Origin of the sequence: Moorena sp. SIO1G6, from assembly GCF_010672795.1 — a bacterium.
GTDB lineage: Bacteria > Cyanobacteriota > Cyanobacteriia > Cyanobacteriales > Coleofasciculaceae > Moorena > Moorena producens.
Window position 1 is genome coordinate 159,215 of record NZ_JAAHFZ010000001.1, and the last position, 14,605, is coordinate 173,819.

General features: G+C 44.6%; 14 protein-coding genes. 11 read left to right on the forward strand and 3 right to left on the reverse strand.

All coding sequences use genetic code 11. From position 1 onward, the window contains the following. The first annotated feature begins 32 nt into the window (after positions 1 to 32). From F6K63_RS00715 to F6K63_RS00730, 4 genes are all read left to right on the forward strand, one after another. Complete coding sequence (locus tag F6K63_RS00715) at positions 33 to 1,325, forward strand: AAA-like domain-containing protein (RefSeq protein WP_287310375.1); 1,293 nt, start codon at positions 33 to 35, stop codon at positions 1,323 to 1,325. After that, positions 1,322 to 4,828: a CHAT domain-containing protein gene (locus F6K63_RS00720; RefSeq protein WP_287310377.1), complete on the forward strand. Its 3,507-nt coding sequence runs from the start codon at positions 1,322 to 1,324 to the stop codon at positions 4,826 to 4,828. The genes F6K63_RS00715 and F6K63_RS00720 overlap by 4 nt, the downstream gene beginning before the upstream one ends. A gap of 116 nt (positions 4,829 to 4,944) precedes the next feature. After that, positions 4,945 to 5,151, forward strand: coding sequence for a type II toxin-antitoxin system HicB family antitoxin (locus tag F6K63_RS00725; RefSeq protein WP_287310379.1), 207 nt, complete (start codon positions 4,945 to 4,947; stop codon positions 5,149 to 5,151). A 281-nt stretch (positions 5,152 to 5,432) separates the two neighbouring features. Beyond that, positions 5,433 to 6,038 carry a Uma2 family endonuclease gene (locus F6K63_RS00730; RefSeq protein WP_008189366.1) on the forward strand — a complete coding sequence of 202 codons (606 nt, stop codon included), beginning with the start codon at positions 5,433 to 5,435 and terminating at the stop codon, positions 6,036 to 6,038. A gap of 166 nt (positions 6,039 to 6,204) precedes the next feature. On the opposite strand, the gene F6K63_RS00735 is transcribed toward F6K63_RS00730, so the two are convergent. Then, positions 6,205 to 6,804: a PAS domain-containing protein gene (locus F6K63_RS00735; protein WP_044495145.1), complete on the reverse strand. Its 600-nt coding sequence runs from the start codon at positions 6,802 to 6,804 to the stop codon at positions 6,205 to 6,207. Positions 6,805 to 7,199: 395 nt separating this feature from the next. Then, positions 7,200 to 8,393 (reverse strand): HEAT repeat domain-containing protein, encoded by a 1,194-nt coding sequence (locus F6K63_RS00740; protein ID WP_287310380.1) that lies wholly within the window; start codon positions 8,391 to 8,393, stop codon positions 7,200 to 7,202. Between the two features lie 541 nt (positions 8,394 to 8,934). On the opposite strand from F6K63_RS00740, the gene F6K63_RS00745 reads away from it, so the two are divergent. The 7 genes from F6K63_RS00745 to F6K63_RS00775 all read left to right on the forward strand — a co-directional run bounded on the left by F6K63_RS00745 (position 8,935) and on the right by F6K63_RS00775 (position 13,778). Beyond that, on the forward strand, positions 8,935 to 9,498 hold the full coding sequence (locus tag F6K63_RS00745; protein ID WP_287310382.1) for a globin family protein: 564 nt from the start codon (positions 8,935 to 8,937) through the stop codon (positions 9,496 to 9,498). A 25-nt stretch (positions 9,499 to 9,523) separates the two neighbouring features. Then, positions 9,524 to 10,168, forward strand: coding sequence for a cytochrome c3 family protein (locus F6K63_RS00750; RefSeq protein ID WP_287310384.1), 645 nt, complete (start codon positions 9,524 to 9,526; stop codon positions 10,166 to 10,168). Further along, positions 10,165 to 11,007 (forward strand): cytochrome c3 family protein, encoded by an 843-nt coding sequence (locus F6K63_RS00755; RefSeq protein WP_287310386.1) that lies wholly within the window; start codon positions 10,165 to 10,167, stop codon positions 11,005 to 11,007. Before F6K63_RS00750 ends, F6K63_RS00755 begins: the two co-directional genes overlap by 4 nt. A gap of 154 nt (positions 11,008 to 11,161) precedes the next feature. Further along, positions 11,162 to 11,806: a Tll0287-like domain-containing protein gene (locus F6K63_RS00760; RefSeq protein ID WP_287310388.1), complete on the forward strand. Its 645-nt coding sequence runs from the start codon at positions 11,162 to 11,164 to the stop codon at positions 11,804 to 11,806. A gap of 312 nt (positions 11,807 to 12,118) precedes the next feature. Next, on the forward strand, positions 12,119 to 12,730 hold the full coding sequence (locus tag F6K63_RS00765) for a hypothetical protein (protein WP_287310390.1): 612 nt from the start codon (positions 12,119 to 12,121) through the stop codon (positions 12,728 to 12,730). 125 nt (positions 12,731 to 12,855) lie between these two features. Beyond that, positions 12,856 to 13,329, forward strand: coding sequence for a thioredoxin domain-containing protein (locus F6K63_RS00770; RefSeq protein ID WP_287310392.1), 474 nt, complete (start codon positions 12,856 to 12,858; stop codon positions 13,327 to 13,329). 17 nt (positions 13,330 to 13,346) lie between these two features. Continuing rightward, a complete protein-coding gene (locus tag F6K63_RS00775) occupies positions 13,347 to 13,778 on the forward strand; it encodes a hypothetical protein (protein WP_287310394.1) in 432 nt (143 codons plus the stop codon). 7 nt (positions 13,779 to 13,785) lie between these two features. Here the strand turns inward: F6K63_RS00775 and F6K63_RS00780 are convergent, their stop codons facing one another. Then, positions 13,786 to 14,247: a pentapeptide repeat-containing protein gene (locus F6K63_RS00780; protein WP_287310396.1), complete on the reverse strand. Its 462-nt coding sequence runs from the start codon at positions 14,245 to 14,247 to the stop codon at positions 13,786 to 13,788. Between the last annotated feature and the right edge of the window lie 358 nt (positions 14,248 to 14,605).

A 14,605-nucleotide genomic window follows, 5' to 3' on the forward strand; every position in this document is an offset into this window, starting at 1 on the left:
TTATAGTTTGATTAGCTCATCTAACCTAGACCATGCCACGCTCACTTAGAGTTCGCCCAGAGTATATTGACCAGGTAAAATTAGCGGTTCAACGCAACGGTTTCCCTCGCCAGAAAGATTTAGCTGAGGAGTTATTGATATCTCTATCAACCGTCAATAATTATCTCAATGGCAGAGCTGTAGATAACCTGAATTTCAAAGAAATTAGTGAAAAACTGGGGCAAGACTGGAATGCGATCGCATTTTTTGAGGACAACATTGACAATGATACGTCAGCCAATGTAAAAGTAAATTCAGAAGTATTGTACACACACTGCCCTGAAGAAGACTCTTCATTGATTTATGTTGAACGTCCTCCCATTGAACACTCCTGTTATCAAGCCCTTTTAGGTCCCGGTGCCTTGGTCAGGATTAAAGCCCCGAGGCTGATGGGGAAGACATTGCTGATGGTGAGAATGTTGGATCAGCTTGCCCAGAAGGGCTACCGAAAGGCCTATTTAAATTTTCACTTAGCCAATAGCAATGACTTGACCGATGTGGATCGATTGTTCAAGTGGTTTTGTATCAGTGTTGCCCAAAGCTTGAAGATACCAAATCGGTTAAGAGACTATTGGGATGAAGACTTTTCCACCGCTAAGGTCGATTGTACCGAATACTTTGAGAACTATCTTCTGCCTGAAGCTGGGGCTCCCGTGGTTTTATGTCTCGATGAAGTAGACCGAGTTTTTCCCTACCCTGAGGTGGCTTCAGAGTTTTTGGGATTGCTGAGGGCGTGGCACGAACGGGGGAAAGTGGAACAGGTCTGGAAACGGTTGCGGTTGGTGGTTGTTCATTCCACAGATGTCTATATCCCTCTCAATATAAATGAATCCCCGTTTAATGTGGGAGTGCCCATCGAATTACCAGAATTTACCCCGGAACAAGTCCAGGAATTAGCCCGACAACATGGACAGGATTTGAGTGAATCCCTTGTGGAGCAACTGATGGGGATGGTGGGAGGTCATCCTGATCTGGTACAGCAAGCCTTATCTCACTGCCAAATCCACGGTAATAACTCCCTGGCGCAACTGTTGCAAGCCGCTCCCACAGATGCTGGCATCTACGCCAACCACCTGCGACATCTGTGGCGGATGCTGCAACCACACCCAGACTTGGCCAAAGCACTATTACAGGTGATTGATGCTAACGCTCCTGTGCATCTGGACTTGATCGCAGCCTATCAGTTGTACAGCATGGGGCTAGTGAAAAAGCAAGGCAATCAGGTCATGGCCAGTTGTAATTTATATCGACAGTATTTTAGAGACCACCTAGGGGAACTGTCATGAGTACAGGAGCCTATCAGGTTGGGGGATGCCTACCACCTGATGCTAGTACTTATGTAGTGCGTACCGCTGACGGGGAACTTTATCAGCAGTTGCTGGCTGGAGAGTTTTGCTATGTCTTGAATTCCCGCCAAATGGGGAAGTCTTCCCTGAGAGTGCGAACCATGAAACGGCTGCAAAACCAGGGGGTGGCTTGTGCATCCATTGATATTACAGAATTAGGAACCCAACAGGTTACCCCAGAGAAATGGTATGGCGGCTTAACCAAAACTCTGATTAACCGATTCGGTCTACAGGAGAAATTATCATTTCGGAGCTGGCTCAATGAGCACAAAGATATTCCCCCAGTACAGCTTTTTCGGGAGTTTATCGAAGAGGTATTACTGATCCAAATTGCGGAACGGATTGTTATTTTTATTGATGAAATTGATAGCGTTCTGCAACTGGCGTTTAAAGATGACTTTTTTGCCCTAATTCGAGCCTGTTATAACAAACGGGCGGAAAATTCTGCTTATAATCGCATCAGTTTTGTGCTGTTGGGGGTGGCGACACCAGGGGATTTAATAGCAGATAAAGACCGCACCCCGTTTAATATTGGCCGAGCAGTTGAGTTACATGGCTTTCAACTCCATGAAGTTGAGCCGTTAATCAAGGGGTTGGAGGGAAACGTCAGTAACCCCCAAGCTGTTATCGAGGAGATAGTAACGTGGACAGGAGGACAACCGTTTCTTACTCAAAAGCTGTGTCAGTTGGTGGTGAGTTCTGGGTGTTGGGATCCCCCCCAACCCCCCTTAACAAGGGGGGAGAAGGAGAAGGCATCGATTGAGAAGGTGAGTTCTGGGTGTTGGGATCCCCCCCAACCCCCCTTAACAAGGGGGGAGAAGGAGAAGGCATCGATTGAGAAGGTGAGTTCTGGGTGTTGGGATCCCCCCCAACCCCCCTTAACAAGGGGGGAGAAGGAGAAGGCATCGATTGAGAAGGTGAGTTCTGGGTGTTGGGATCCCCCCCAACCCCCCTTAACAAGGGGGGAGAAGGAGAAGGCATCGATTGAGAAGCCCTTAACAAGTTTGGATCCCCCCCAACCCCCCTTAATAAGGGGGGAGAATAAATCGATTGAGAAGCCCTTAACAAGTTTGGATCCCCCCCAACCCCCCTTAACAAGGGGGGAGAAGGAGAGGGAGTGGATTGAGACATTAGTGCGATCGCATTTTATCGAGAACTGGGAAGCTACCGATCAACCGGAACACTTGAAGACCATACGCGATCGCATTCTTTGTAATGAGCAACGGGCTGCCTATTTGTTGGAATTGTATCAGCAGGTGTGGCAGCAGGGGGAAGTTGTTGCTAATAACAGTTTTGAAGAGGGCAAGTTACAGTTATCTGGGTTAGTGGTCAAGCACAGACTTGGAACCTCTCCAGTGCTTAAAGTGTATAACCCGATCTACCGTGAAGTCTTTAATCAGGAGTGGATTAAGCAAGAATTAGCCCAGTTACGTCCCTATTCGGAAGCCTTTAGGGGTTGGGTGGCGTCGGATTGTCAGGATCAGTCACTATTGTTGCGCGGTCAAACTCTAAAGAATGCTCAAGCTTGGGCAAAGGGTAAAAATTTAAGTTATTTAGATCAGCAGTTTCTGGCGGCAAGTGAGAAAAAGCAGATAGAGGAGCAAATCGCTAAAAAAGAGCGATTTGCAGCATTAGAGAGAGAGAGGAAAGATAGGGAAGCTGCCCAGAAGATAAATCTGGTACTAACTGAGGCGAATCGGAAAGCCAAAGGGCAGATGCGGTTCGGATTAGGTGTCTTAATTTTAGCGTTATTGGGAGCTGGGATTTCTGGAATACTAACAGTAATTCTATTGGTAAACGCGAATCGCCAGGTTGATTCTGCCAAGATAGAACTTAACCAGGTAAAGCAAGAATTTCAAAATGTCTCGCAGCTATCTGAAGTAGCTGGAAAACTTTACAAAGCCAATAAGCGCTCTCAGGCAGAAAGAGCCTGGAAAAAAGCAGCTCTGTCCTTTGAGATTCAAGACTATGAACTCAAACAAGCCATGCTGCTGAGCAATATTGCTATTGCCTATCAGCAACTTGAACAGTTTGATCAGGCAAATAAGGCAGTTTCAGAAAGTTTGAAACTATTAGCCAATGCAGATAATAGAAACTCTCTAGATCACTCAGCTCTTCTTGCCCAATCTTTAAATGCCCAAGCTCGTTTACTCGCAGCTCAAGGAGATACTCAAAGAGCGTCGTCTGCTTACGCCAAAGCTTTTGATACTATCCAATCCTTAGGTAGGGATTTAACTAGGATAAATCCAGCTATACGGGTTTCTTTTGGAGAAATTGTAGAGAGTGTTTATCAGGGGTTTATCGGGTCACTTTTGGATTCTGAGGAAACTGGCTCTAACCAGCAAAATCTCAGAAAAGTTCGTCAGGTTATTGAATCTCTCCATTTGACTGAACTCAATAACTTCCGTGAGATAGTTCCTTTGAATCCTAATCTCATCCAAATTGACCAAATTGATTCCCAAGCAGCAGTAATCTATCCTATTCTTTTGGAAGACCGCTTGGAAGTAATTCTTCACTTGCCCGGTCAACCCTTGCACCGCTACTCAACACCTTTATCTGCAGAAGAAGTTGAGGAAACGCTTAGCAGTTTTAAAGAGGCAGTGCGAATCGTGCATAGACGTTTATGGCGTAGATTCTCCCCAAAAATTTACGAATTGCTGATTAAACCAGCAGAAACTAAGTTAGCTAAAAGCAGTATCAAGACCCTGGTATTTGTATCAAATAGTAGGCTAGGAAATATTCCCATGGCAGCTCTCCACGATGGCGAGCAGTATTTAGTAGAAAAATATGCCATTGCTGTGACCCCCGCTTTACAGAGTCTAGAGCCTCAGCCCCAGAAACAAAAACCTTTAAAAGCTTTGATTGCTGGAGTTTCTGAATCCCGCCAAGGCTATTCACCATTACCCTTTGTTGAGGTGGAGGTAAAAAAAATTAGCTCAATGATACCAAGTTCAATCCTACTTAATCAGGACTTCACTGGTAAAGCCCTGGAAAACGCACTTAACTCCTCTTACTTCCCTATAGTTCACTTGGCAACCAATGGAGAGTTTTCTTCAGAAGATACATTTATATTGGCTTGGGACAAAAAAATTACAGCCAAGGAATTTGAGGAGTTACTGCATTCAAAAAAACACAAAAAATCCAATCCCATTGAATTACTCGTCCTCAGTACTTGTGAAATTGCTCAAGGGAATAATCAAACACCTTTTGGATTTGCGGGAGTAGCCCTAAGGTCTAAAATACGAAGTATTGTCGGCACTCTGGCGTCTGTTGACGACCAATCCACTGCTGAGCTGATGGTTCAGTTTTACCAAGAATTTACTCAACGGAACGTTACTAAAGCTGAAGCCCTGCGCCGTGCTCAGTTAAGTATGTTAAAAAAGTATGAATTCAGTCATCCCTATTACTGGGCACACTTTGTTATAATCGGTGACTGGCGCTAAGGGGCTATGACGTAGCGCGAACAGCCGTCAGCCGTCAGCCGTCAGCTAAAAGCTCACGCTACTTGAAAAGTCGCAAACCGCTAGAAGATATTATTAAATTAAAAAACTAGAATTTCATGAAAACATTTACTGCAATTGTTGAGCGAGATTTAGATACCAATCTCTACGTTGGTTATATTCCAGGATTTAAAGGCGCACATTCTCAGGGAGAAACCTTAGACGAGTTAAAGGAAAATTTGCGAGAAGTAATTGAAATGCTGCTAGAAGATGAAAATTTAACCTTTGAAACAGAATTTGTCGGTACACAACAAATTGTAGTCTGATAGTTACAGCATTTTTCATAACTATTAGGTGCGCTTGACCCATTAAGAATTAAATTCGCCACGGGTCGCACCTGAGGTACACAGAATTTTTTCACTCTTGCCTCTTGCCTCTTGCCTCTTGCCTTCCCCTCCTGGGAGGGGTTAGGGGTGGGTTCCTCTTGCCTCTTGCCTCTTCCCTGCTCCCTAAAACGTAGAAATTTGTACCTCACCGAATTGAAAACCGCTGTAAGTACCAATAACTAGAATAGAAGAAACTCTGTTGTGCGGGAAGCAACTAAATCATGACATTCGCCACCACAGCTGTTGAAACTAATCCGATTGTGCTGAGGATGCCCCCGGCACTGGAGATGGATGATGACCAATTTTTTGAATTTTGTCAGGTTAACCGAGAATTACGTATTGAGCGGACATCAGAGGGAGAAATAATTGTTATGCCCCCAACAGGAGGTGAAACCGGAAAACGTAATCTAAGTATAGGTGGTCAGTTGTGGACTTGGGTGGAACAGGACGGTACAGGAGTAGGTTTTGACTCATCCACTGGTTTCAAACTTCCCAATGGTGCAGAACGTTCCCCTGATGCCTCTTGGGTAAAGTTAGAAAGATGGGAAGCCCTAACACCTCAACAAAGGCAAAAATTTGCTCCCATATGCCCGGATTTTGTGATTGAATTGCGTTCCCCCACTGATAGGGTGAAAGATCTCAAGAACAAGATGGAGGAGTACAGGTCAAATGGCGCTAGCTTGGGGTGGTTGATTGACCCAAATAGTCGTCAGGTGTATATTTACCGTCCTGGGGTAGAAGTGGAACAGTTGGACAATCCGGCTACGGTCAAGGGTGATGAGTCGGTACTGCCTGGTTTCGTGCTGAAGCTGGATAAAATCTGGTAAGGGTAACGGATTAGCCTTGTCAACCCAAGCAGAGAAGCACAATCAGCCATCTGTGGTAGTTAATTGATGATCTTATTCAGGGGTTTGCTCAATTCCAGAGAAAGGGTAATGATAAAACCGGATTGTAGAGCCCTGATGTCTTTGACTTCGAGCTCTTTTAGCGGTTCTAGAACCCAGTCACATTAAGTATGATCCACTGGATACTAACCACATTGCCTTGAGAGTCACAACAGACAGACACTGACATATCAACCGCTACAGGTTTACCTTGCCGTGGACACAATACCACTTGCCAGTCCTTGAGCTTTTGCAATTCCTGGAGCTGGTGGAGTTGGAGGTCGAACCGATTAGACTCAGCTTCACTGATAAAGCTCATCAGCGGTTTACCCACCAGATAATACTGCTGTACGTTTAGTAGACTAGCAGCTGCACTGTTTGCTTCTTGGATAATTCCTTGAGCATTGGTTACCAGGTAACCCTCCGGAGCCAATTCAAACAAATTATGGTAGTGTTGTTGCCGTGCTTGTAACACAGCGTAAGCCGCTTGCAAAGCCTCATACTTCTCGCTGAGTTCCTCAAAACCGGTAGAGAGTTCCTCTAGAGCAGCATAGAGCAGCTCCGGCTTTAGAGAGGATTGCTTAGGATCTAGTGATTCAATTTTGAGGCACTTTTGACCTGGAATCTGGTGCTTAGTAAAGTCAAAGCCTGGATTTGTGTTCAGTGAACTCAGAAGTGCTTTGAATACGGTATCGTCGTTTATATTCACTCGTATTTCTCCATCCACAGAGCAAGTCTAGGAACAATTGAGGCTGGACTACTCAATGGCCTTCTATTAAATCGTCCCCTAGGGTTCGCGAGTGTACTTGATGGTAGCAAATTTTTGTGGCAAAATCATGAAGCAAACGCCCAGAATTGGCTTTTAAACCACGCTTGCTCCGCAATATCTTTGCTTTTATTGATTTTTCTGTTGTCTCTATGGATGGCTCAGATCGGCTTTCCTCAATTAAAGTCCACCTTAGGGATTTGAGTTAAGGGGTAGCCCACTTCTGAATTAAACCACAATTATAGAGTATAGCACAAAAAAATGCAAGCCTTAGCAACGGTAGACCCTGAAGGCTTTACGCCCCTAGACTAAAGGGAATTTAGAATGAGAATTTACAATCAGAATTTTTTCAGGGCTGCGATCGCATGCAAGCTCACGGAGTGATCTGAATCTGCGACTAAGTCTTTGAGTAATGGTATTGATTCAAATTGAGCTAATTGTCCTAGAGACATGGCTAGAGTTTGTTTGATTTGCTGATCTTCCGTAGCCAGGTGCCCTGATTGACAAAAGTCGATCAAAATCTCAGCCGCTTTGGGTTTCAAATAGTCTGACTCTACCATCCCCAGGACGCTAATGATTTCCCTACAGACTGGTGTAGGTGCCTCCCTCAGCACTGCTTGCAACTGTTGTAGGGAATTGGTAGTAAACTCCCAAGTGAAAGCACGGACAATCTCGATTTGTAAACTGATTGGTGTAGCTGGTGACTGGAGTGCCTTAACTAAGGCTTGATGGGCGTCTAAGGTAGCTAAACGCCCGAGTGCGATCGCAGCTTGGTGGCAAACCTCCAAATTCAGGTCATAAAGCAATGGTTTAATCCGCTTGACTAGATCTAAATCTGGCAACAAAGTGCGTAGTAACCCTAGACCAATCACCGCTTCTTTTCTCACCGCTGCCACTTTATCGGTTAAGGCATTCAGCAGGACTGAAGTAATTGAAGGTGAGCGAAAATTACTGAGGGTTTCAATAGCAGTAGCCCGTATTTCCCAGCTGGGGTCATTAACCACACTCAGCAATGGCTCAATAACTTCAGGACGGTGAATATGAGCCAGGGCTTGCACTGCCAATAATCTGGCCTCTGGGGATTCTGGAAAACGGCTTAAAGCCGCCACTGCTGAAGTCCCAATGTTTGCCAGTGCTTCAGAAGCCATATAGGCTAACTCTTCATCTTCACCATCCTTCAGCAATTTGACTAGCACCATCACCACTGCCGGGTCATCAAACTGACCTAAGATTCGACCAGCAAACCAACGGACTTCCAAATCTAGTGCTTCATCTTCTAGGATGCTGATCACCGGAGCAATAACAGCTTTCCCCAGTTTTGGTAGCACCTTTACTAAATCCCATTTTTCGTGAAAATCGCCACTCTTGAGCACCTGTAATCCCAGACTCAAGGCTAGCTGGAACTCTTCATCATTTAACCGCTGCTGTCTCTGACCATTTTTCCCTATGGACAACTGCTGAAGATGATGAGTGAGTAATGAAAAATTTTCCTGCTGTCCAGCAAGACTGGCTTGTTCTAAAATGTTCAGCATTGTTTAATCGTTGCCTCACGGCAATAAAAAATTAACTGCACCAAATTAAGTGCATTTGACTACTATTCTCGATAGGAGAGGAGACTGATCCGACGAACAGCTGATTTCCCGACTCGAATATCGGACTCTAATTTAAGCGTTCTCCAACAAAAGCCTAATTATCAAATCGAAAATGTATTAAATGCAAACTTTTAATGCATAATATTCATTTTTATAAATTGTTTGTAACAAAAGCTACGATGTCTGCCAATTGTGAAACCTATCGTTATATCTCGATATGGACTATTGATCTAATCACATCGACTTAGTCAGTGTTAGTCAGTGGGAACCTTACACAGTTAGACATCTTTAGAATCCTGCCTGGTGGCAGGTTATCTCCACTGGGCATCTACCTTTAGGGGATGTCAAACTCTCAACCTCAATAACTCCAACCCAGAAGTGGGCTGAAGTAAGTAAAGGGGTCTCGGTGCCAAGCTAACAGTTAAATCCCATGTAAATCCCATCTAAATCCTATCTAAATCCTAGGGAGTGATATAGAACAATGTCTTTACAAGTCGAACTATTAGAACAAAGCTTTGATAAAGTTAAGCCTCGCGCTACCGAATTTGTAGCCAGCTTCTACGAAAATCTATTCACCGATTATCCAGCAGCCCAGCCTCTGTTCGATACCACAGACATGGGTGCCCAACAGAAAAAACTGCTGGCTTCCTTGGTACTGGTAGTAGAAAATCTACGCAAACCAGATACCCTCGGTTCAGCCCTCAAAGGACTAGGAGCGAGACATGTTAAGTATGGAGCGCTGCCAGAACATTATCCATTAGTGGGCAATAGCCTCCTAAAAACCTTTGAGCAATACTTGGGTGCGGATTGGACACCAGAAGTCAAGCAAGCCTGGGTAGATGCCTACGGAGCCATTACCACCATCATGTTGGATGGTGCGGATTATTCCTCTCAAGAGGTGGAGTTAGATTCCCCAAAACCAGAGGCTACAAAACCCAGCCCCCAACAGTATGAGGTGCCAGAAACAAACATTAACTGGCCATTAGTCGGTGGAGTGTTTGGGGCTGGTGGAATTGTCACCCTTATCCTGGCCATGCTGTTGTAAGCCATCCTGTTGTAAATAGTTAAAAATGGCAAGCAATCTCGGTAAGTTTTTTAAGCCCAGTATTCTCCAATCCAAAGTAGTCATCATCGGTGTGATGGTGATCCTACTAACGTGGTTAACCGCTGCCTTCGCATTAGATCATCGCAGTGTGTTCCTTCCTGGCACTACCTCGGAGGGGCATGTTTTGTTTGAGGTGTCCTGTAACTCTTGTCATGAGGGGTTTAAACCGGTCACCAACGAAACCTGTATGCGCTGTCACGAAGCGGAAATGGCAGCAGATGCTCACGGAGCTAAAAAGTTCCGTGACCCCCGTTGGGCTGAACTCTTAACCAATATAGATGTACTGACCTGTACAGCTTGTCATAACGAACACGTCCATATGTTTGGGCGAGGAGTTCACCTAAAGCCAGACCTATGTATGGCTTGCCATGAAGGCATCATTACCGGTGACTTAGCCAGTCATACAGGATTTGCTCCGGATGGTTGCTGGACCGCAGGCTGTCATAACTTCCACGACCACCGCTCCATCTCCACAGGATTCCTGCGTCAGAATATCGATCAGTTGCCGATGTTGCCAGAACCTATACTGTTGGAGCGGACAGTTACTGCGGAATTAGAAGAACCGCCTACTCCCGATTTAGGTGAAGAATTCCTGGGGAGCGAGTCATGAAAAAACTGATTGCCATTGTACTCGTTCTAATTGGGTTGGTATTGGTCAGCAGTATCCGAGGTAACGCAAACACTGCTATTGATGTAGCTACTAATGGGGGTGTGCCCAAAGACCCCGCTGCATCCCTTTCCCAAGGGGAATTAGTTGAGATTAATCAGTTGTGGGAAGGCAGTGCTCATGCTTTAGCAGACATTAACTGCTCTAGCTGTCACCAAGACTCTGACACTAAAGAATTAGTGGTGAAACCAACCCAGGAAAGTTGTCAAAGTTGCCATGAGGTAGCAGTTGAGACCTTTGTGTATGGTAAGCATGGCATTCGGATCTCAGAAGGACTATCTCCGTTGACACCAGCAATGGCTCATTTGGCGATGAAAGAGTCAGCCATGGACAAGCAAATGAACTGCAATAGCTGTCACAATGTCCATTCTGTAGATACCTGGCAAGCCTCTGTAGATTCCTGCTTGACCTGTCATAATGACAGCCACTCCCTTAACTATCAAAACTCAAAGCATGCCCAACTACTTGCCGACCAAGGCACTTTACCCAGACCCAATGGTGAATCGGTAACCTGTGCTACCTGTCATTTACCTCGTCAGCAGCTGGAAAATTCAGAAAACACAATTGTCGTTAATCACAACAATACCTTTACTCTGAAACCACGCGATCGCATGGTTAAGGAAGTTTGTATGAACTGCCACAGCGTCGAGTATAGCTATAACAGTATCTTCGACGATGAGCTAGTGGAGGAAAACTTTGCTGAACCTCCTAGCCTGAAGCTAGAAACCTTTGATCTAATTCGTGCATTTGAGAAGAAACGGTCGAGTAACGCTGAACAGTAGTAAAAGCTACTAATTAACGCTACTAATTAACGCTACTAGTAGTAAAAGCTACTAATTAACGCTACTAGGTAACGCTAATTATTCCTAGCCCTAGTCATAGCTACGTTATAGCCACGTCATACCAATTAAATACAACGAGAGGAGACACGAAATCATGGCAATCAATACATTGCTACATCGCATGAAAACGAAAGCTGTAGGCTTAATTGCCTTAGGTTTAGCGATTTGCGTCACTGTTGTAGCTTGTGGCGGCGGTTCAAGTCAGCAAGCTGCAGGTGTTGCTCCAGAAATAGTTGTGGATTATATCCATACTGTGTTGTTAGCAGACCGCACCGCTTACACCAAGCATGTCGTTAACCGCTTGAAGACATTAGAAGGCAAAGACAAGCCAAAAGGAGTAGTTGATGCGGAAGCCACTGAAGGTTGGCAACAAACTGGTGGTATTCCCCTACCAGCTCAGATGTTCCGTCTAGGAGCAGAGATTGCTTCTGATAGCGGAGAGTTTACCTACGGCTTAATTTCCCCTTGGAACATCAACGATAACCAAGCGCCAAAATCTGAATTTGAAAAGAAAGCCATGGCAGAAGTGGTTGAAACCGGTGAGCCTTACAAAGACTATCAAGAAATTGCTGGTAAAACCTATTATTCTGCCGTCTACCCTGATAAAGCTGTGGCTGAAGCCTGTGTCTCTTGCCACAACACCCATCCTGTACACAAAGAGCGCTATCCCGACAAAGTCTTTGAGATGGGCGAAGTCATGGGTGGCGTCATCATTAATCTGCCTCTAAAAGGCACCTAATTTTTAGGGGAAATGTGTCAGCTATCAGCTATCAGCTATCAGCTATCAGCTATCAGCTATCAGCTATCAGCTATCAGCTATCAGCTATCAGCTATCAGCTATCAGCTATTAGCTATCAGCTATTAGCTATCAGCTTATGCCCACGCTACTTGAGGTGCTATCAACTATCACCCAAAGACTGACTGCTGACTCCTGACTGCTAACTGCTAACTGCTAACTGCTGACTGCTGACTGCTAACTGCTGATTGCTGACTGCTAACTGCTGACTGCTGACTGCTTAAAAAATAGGTTTAACCGAAAAGCCACTATGTTATGAAGCCCAAATTTTCTACCTTAATCATCCTCACCTTCATCTGTGTGGTAATTCTGACTCCCTTTGCGCTCAGTCCCCTTTATCTACCGATGCTGCGGGACAATTACTTTAAATGGTATCAGCTTTTACAAGGGGAACGTTATAAGCAAATTACCGGCTATCTATCCCTAGCCTTTGTATTGTTTGAGATGGTACTAACAGCTAGAAAGCGTAGTCGCGGCTGGATGATTAAGTTTACTATTCCTGGTTCTATGCAGCTGTGGCGCAGTTTACATATCTTTTTGGGAGTCGCCCTTTTAGGGACAACATTAATTCATACCATTGGTGCGACAGGTAAGAATTTTAATTCTATATTCCTGTGGGTATTTTTTGGTGTAACCCTATCGGCTCTAGTCGGTGTTGTGGCGGAAACTGGGGTGCTGGAATCTCCTAGAAAATATTTTGGTTGGGTGCCAGCAAAGGATGGCATTGGCACGATGCTACCGGGTATATCTAAAGGCCCCCTAATTCGTAATCTACGCTCTATCTGGCTATCTACCCATATCTTCCTAGTCAGTGTCTTCTTTGTCATGCTAGGATTTCACATATTTATCGCCTATTACTATCAATGAATAGGGAACAGGCAATAGGAAATGGGAAAACGGGAATGGGAAAACGGGAATGGGAAAACGGGAATAGGGAATAGGTAAGTGTGGGAGGTATCTTGGATCAAGACAATACTTTGGCAAGCAGTATAATGAATAGTGAGAAAGGAAAACTCAGGGCAAAATTCAGCATTATTGTAGGAATAATCACTGTTGTCTTCGCAGCTGGAACATTTTTCCTAACTCGTTCTGATCTATCTAGCCTTAGGACTTCAACGGTGGCTGGGTTAGCTCTAATCAAGACGATGGTAAAGCAATCAGTCCCTTATGACGTTGCTTTGAACAATAATAAGCCCACTTTAATAGAATTTTACGCTGACTGGTGTACCACTTGTCAATCCATGGCTCCCATCCTGAACAAATTGCAGCAACAGTATGGAGAAACCGTCAATTGGGTGATGCTAAATATAGATGATCCCCAGTGGGCTAAACCGATTGAAAAATACCGAGTGACTGGTGTGCCACAATTCACATTTCTAGACAGTAATCAGCAAGAGACAGAAATCCTAGTTGGCAAAATCCCTGAAACAATTATCAGTAAAGTGCTGCAAGAGCTATTATCTTGAAAACAGGATTACCATAGGTGACAAGTTGCAGGTTAGAAAGTTACAGGTTAGAAAGTTACAGGTTAGAAAGTTACAGGTTAGAAAGTTACAGGTTAGAAAGTTACAGGTTAGAAAGTTACAGGTTAGAAAGTTACAGGTTAGAAAGTTACAGGTTAGAAAGTTACAGCTTATTAAAGCTTAAACAAACCAACTTTAAAGCTTCAAGCCTTCAACCTTGGCCTTTGGCCACGCTACGCGAACAACCTTGGCCTTTGGCCACGCTACGCGAACAACCTTGGCCTTTGGCCACGCTAGGCGAACCACCCTTCAACCAAACCACCTTCAAGCCTTCAACCTTGGCCTTTGGCCACGCTACGCGAACAACCTTGGCCTTTGGCCACGCTACGCGAACAACCCTTCAACCTTGGCCTTTGGCCACGCTACGCGAACAACCCTTCAACCTTAAATAATATCTGTCTAGAAAGCTGCTTTTAAGATACCGATATCAAAACTACGAGACATGACTGCACTAGTTAAGTCCGCACCACTAAGGTTAGCACCACTTAAATCTGCTCCCTGAAGGTTAGCACCACTCAAATCTGCTCCCTGAAGGTTAGCACCACTCAAATCTGCTTCACGCAAATCGGCTTTGTGTAAGTTAGTTTCAGTCAAATTTGCCTTGATTAAAGTAGCTGCAGTTAAGTCTATCCAACTGAGGTTAGCTCTAGTAAGGTTCGCTTCGGTAAGGTTAACGCCTTCTAAGATAGATACATAAAGCTGAGCACCACTGAGATTTATCCCCTCAAGATCTACCCAACTCAACATTTCCTCACTCAGATTTATGCCGCGAAAATCTCGTTCTCCCCTAGCATATCGCTTCAGTAGTTCCTCAGGATTGGTTGTAGTGAGTTGGCTAGATGGACTAGTGTACAACAGCATAGATAACCTCAAACGTGATCTGGATTCGGTCTGGTGTTAGTGACAATTCCTTACAGATGGGAGATTGTATACAGACGCTAATATGGCCAGTATCGAAGTCTGATGTTAGCGATCGCGTTTACGGAATAGTTGAGTAATGTTTAATTTAGTAGACTATTAGTAGACTAATTTAGTACACCTTTAAGATTAAAAAAATGCTGTAAGCATTCAGGTCTCAGCTATCAGCTCTCAGCTATCAGCTCTCAGCTATCAGCTCTCAGCTATCAGCTCTCAGTAGTAGGGTGGGCAAATACCAAGCCAATCACAATTTAATCAGGAATTATGTCATTTGCCCACCCTACAATAACTATAGCTTTTG

Coding starts and splice junctions, on each gene's coding strand:
- F6K63_RS00750 (WP_287310384.1), top strand. CDS start 9,524: ATGGCAAGCAATCTCGGTAAGTTTTTTAAGCCCAGTATTCTCCAATCC.
- F6K63_RS00755 (WP_287310386.1), top strand. CDS start 10,165: ATGAAAAAACTGATTGCCATTGTACTCGTTCTAATTGGGTTGGTATTG.
- F6K63_RS00760 (WP_287310388.1), top strand. CDS start 11,162: ATGGCAATCAATACATTGCTACATCGCATGAAAACGAAAGCTGTAGGC.
- F6K63_RS00725 (WP_287310379.1), top strand. CDS start 4,945: ATGAAAACATTTACTGCAATTGTTGAGCGAGATTTAGATACCAATCTC.
- F6K63_RS00765 (WP_287310390.1), top strand. CDS start 12,119: ATGAAGCCCAAATTTTCTACCTTAATCATCCTCACCTTCATCTGTGTG.
- F6K63_RS00745 (WP_287310382.1), top strand. CDS start 8,935: ATGTCTTTACAAGTCGAACTATTAGAACAAAGCTTTGATAAAGTTAAG.
- F6K63_RS00730 (WP_008189366.1), top strand. CDS start 5,433: ATGACATTCGCCACCACAGCTGTTGAAACTAATCCGATTGTGCTGAGG.
- F6K63_RS00720 (WP_287310377.1), top strand. CDS start 1,322: ATGAGTACAGGAGCCTATCAGGTTGGGGGATGCCTACCACCTGATGCT.
- F6K63_RS00770 (WP_287310392.1), top strand. CDS start 12,856: ATGAATAGTGAGAAAGGAAAACTCAGGGCAAAATTCAGCATTATTGTA.
- F6K63_RS00740 (WP_287310380.1), bottom strand. CDS start 8,393: ATGCTGAACATTTTAGAACAAGCCAGTCTTGCTGGACAGCAGGAAAAT.
- F6K63_RS00780 (WP_287310396.1), bottom strand. CDS start 14,247: ATGCTGTTGTACACTAGTCCATCTAGCCAACTCACTACAACCAATCCT.
- F6K63_RS00715 (WP_287310375.1), top strand. CDS start 33: ATGCCACGCTCACTTAGAGTTCGCCCAGAGTATATTGACCAGGTAAAA.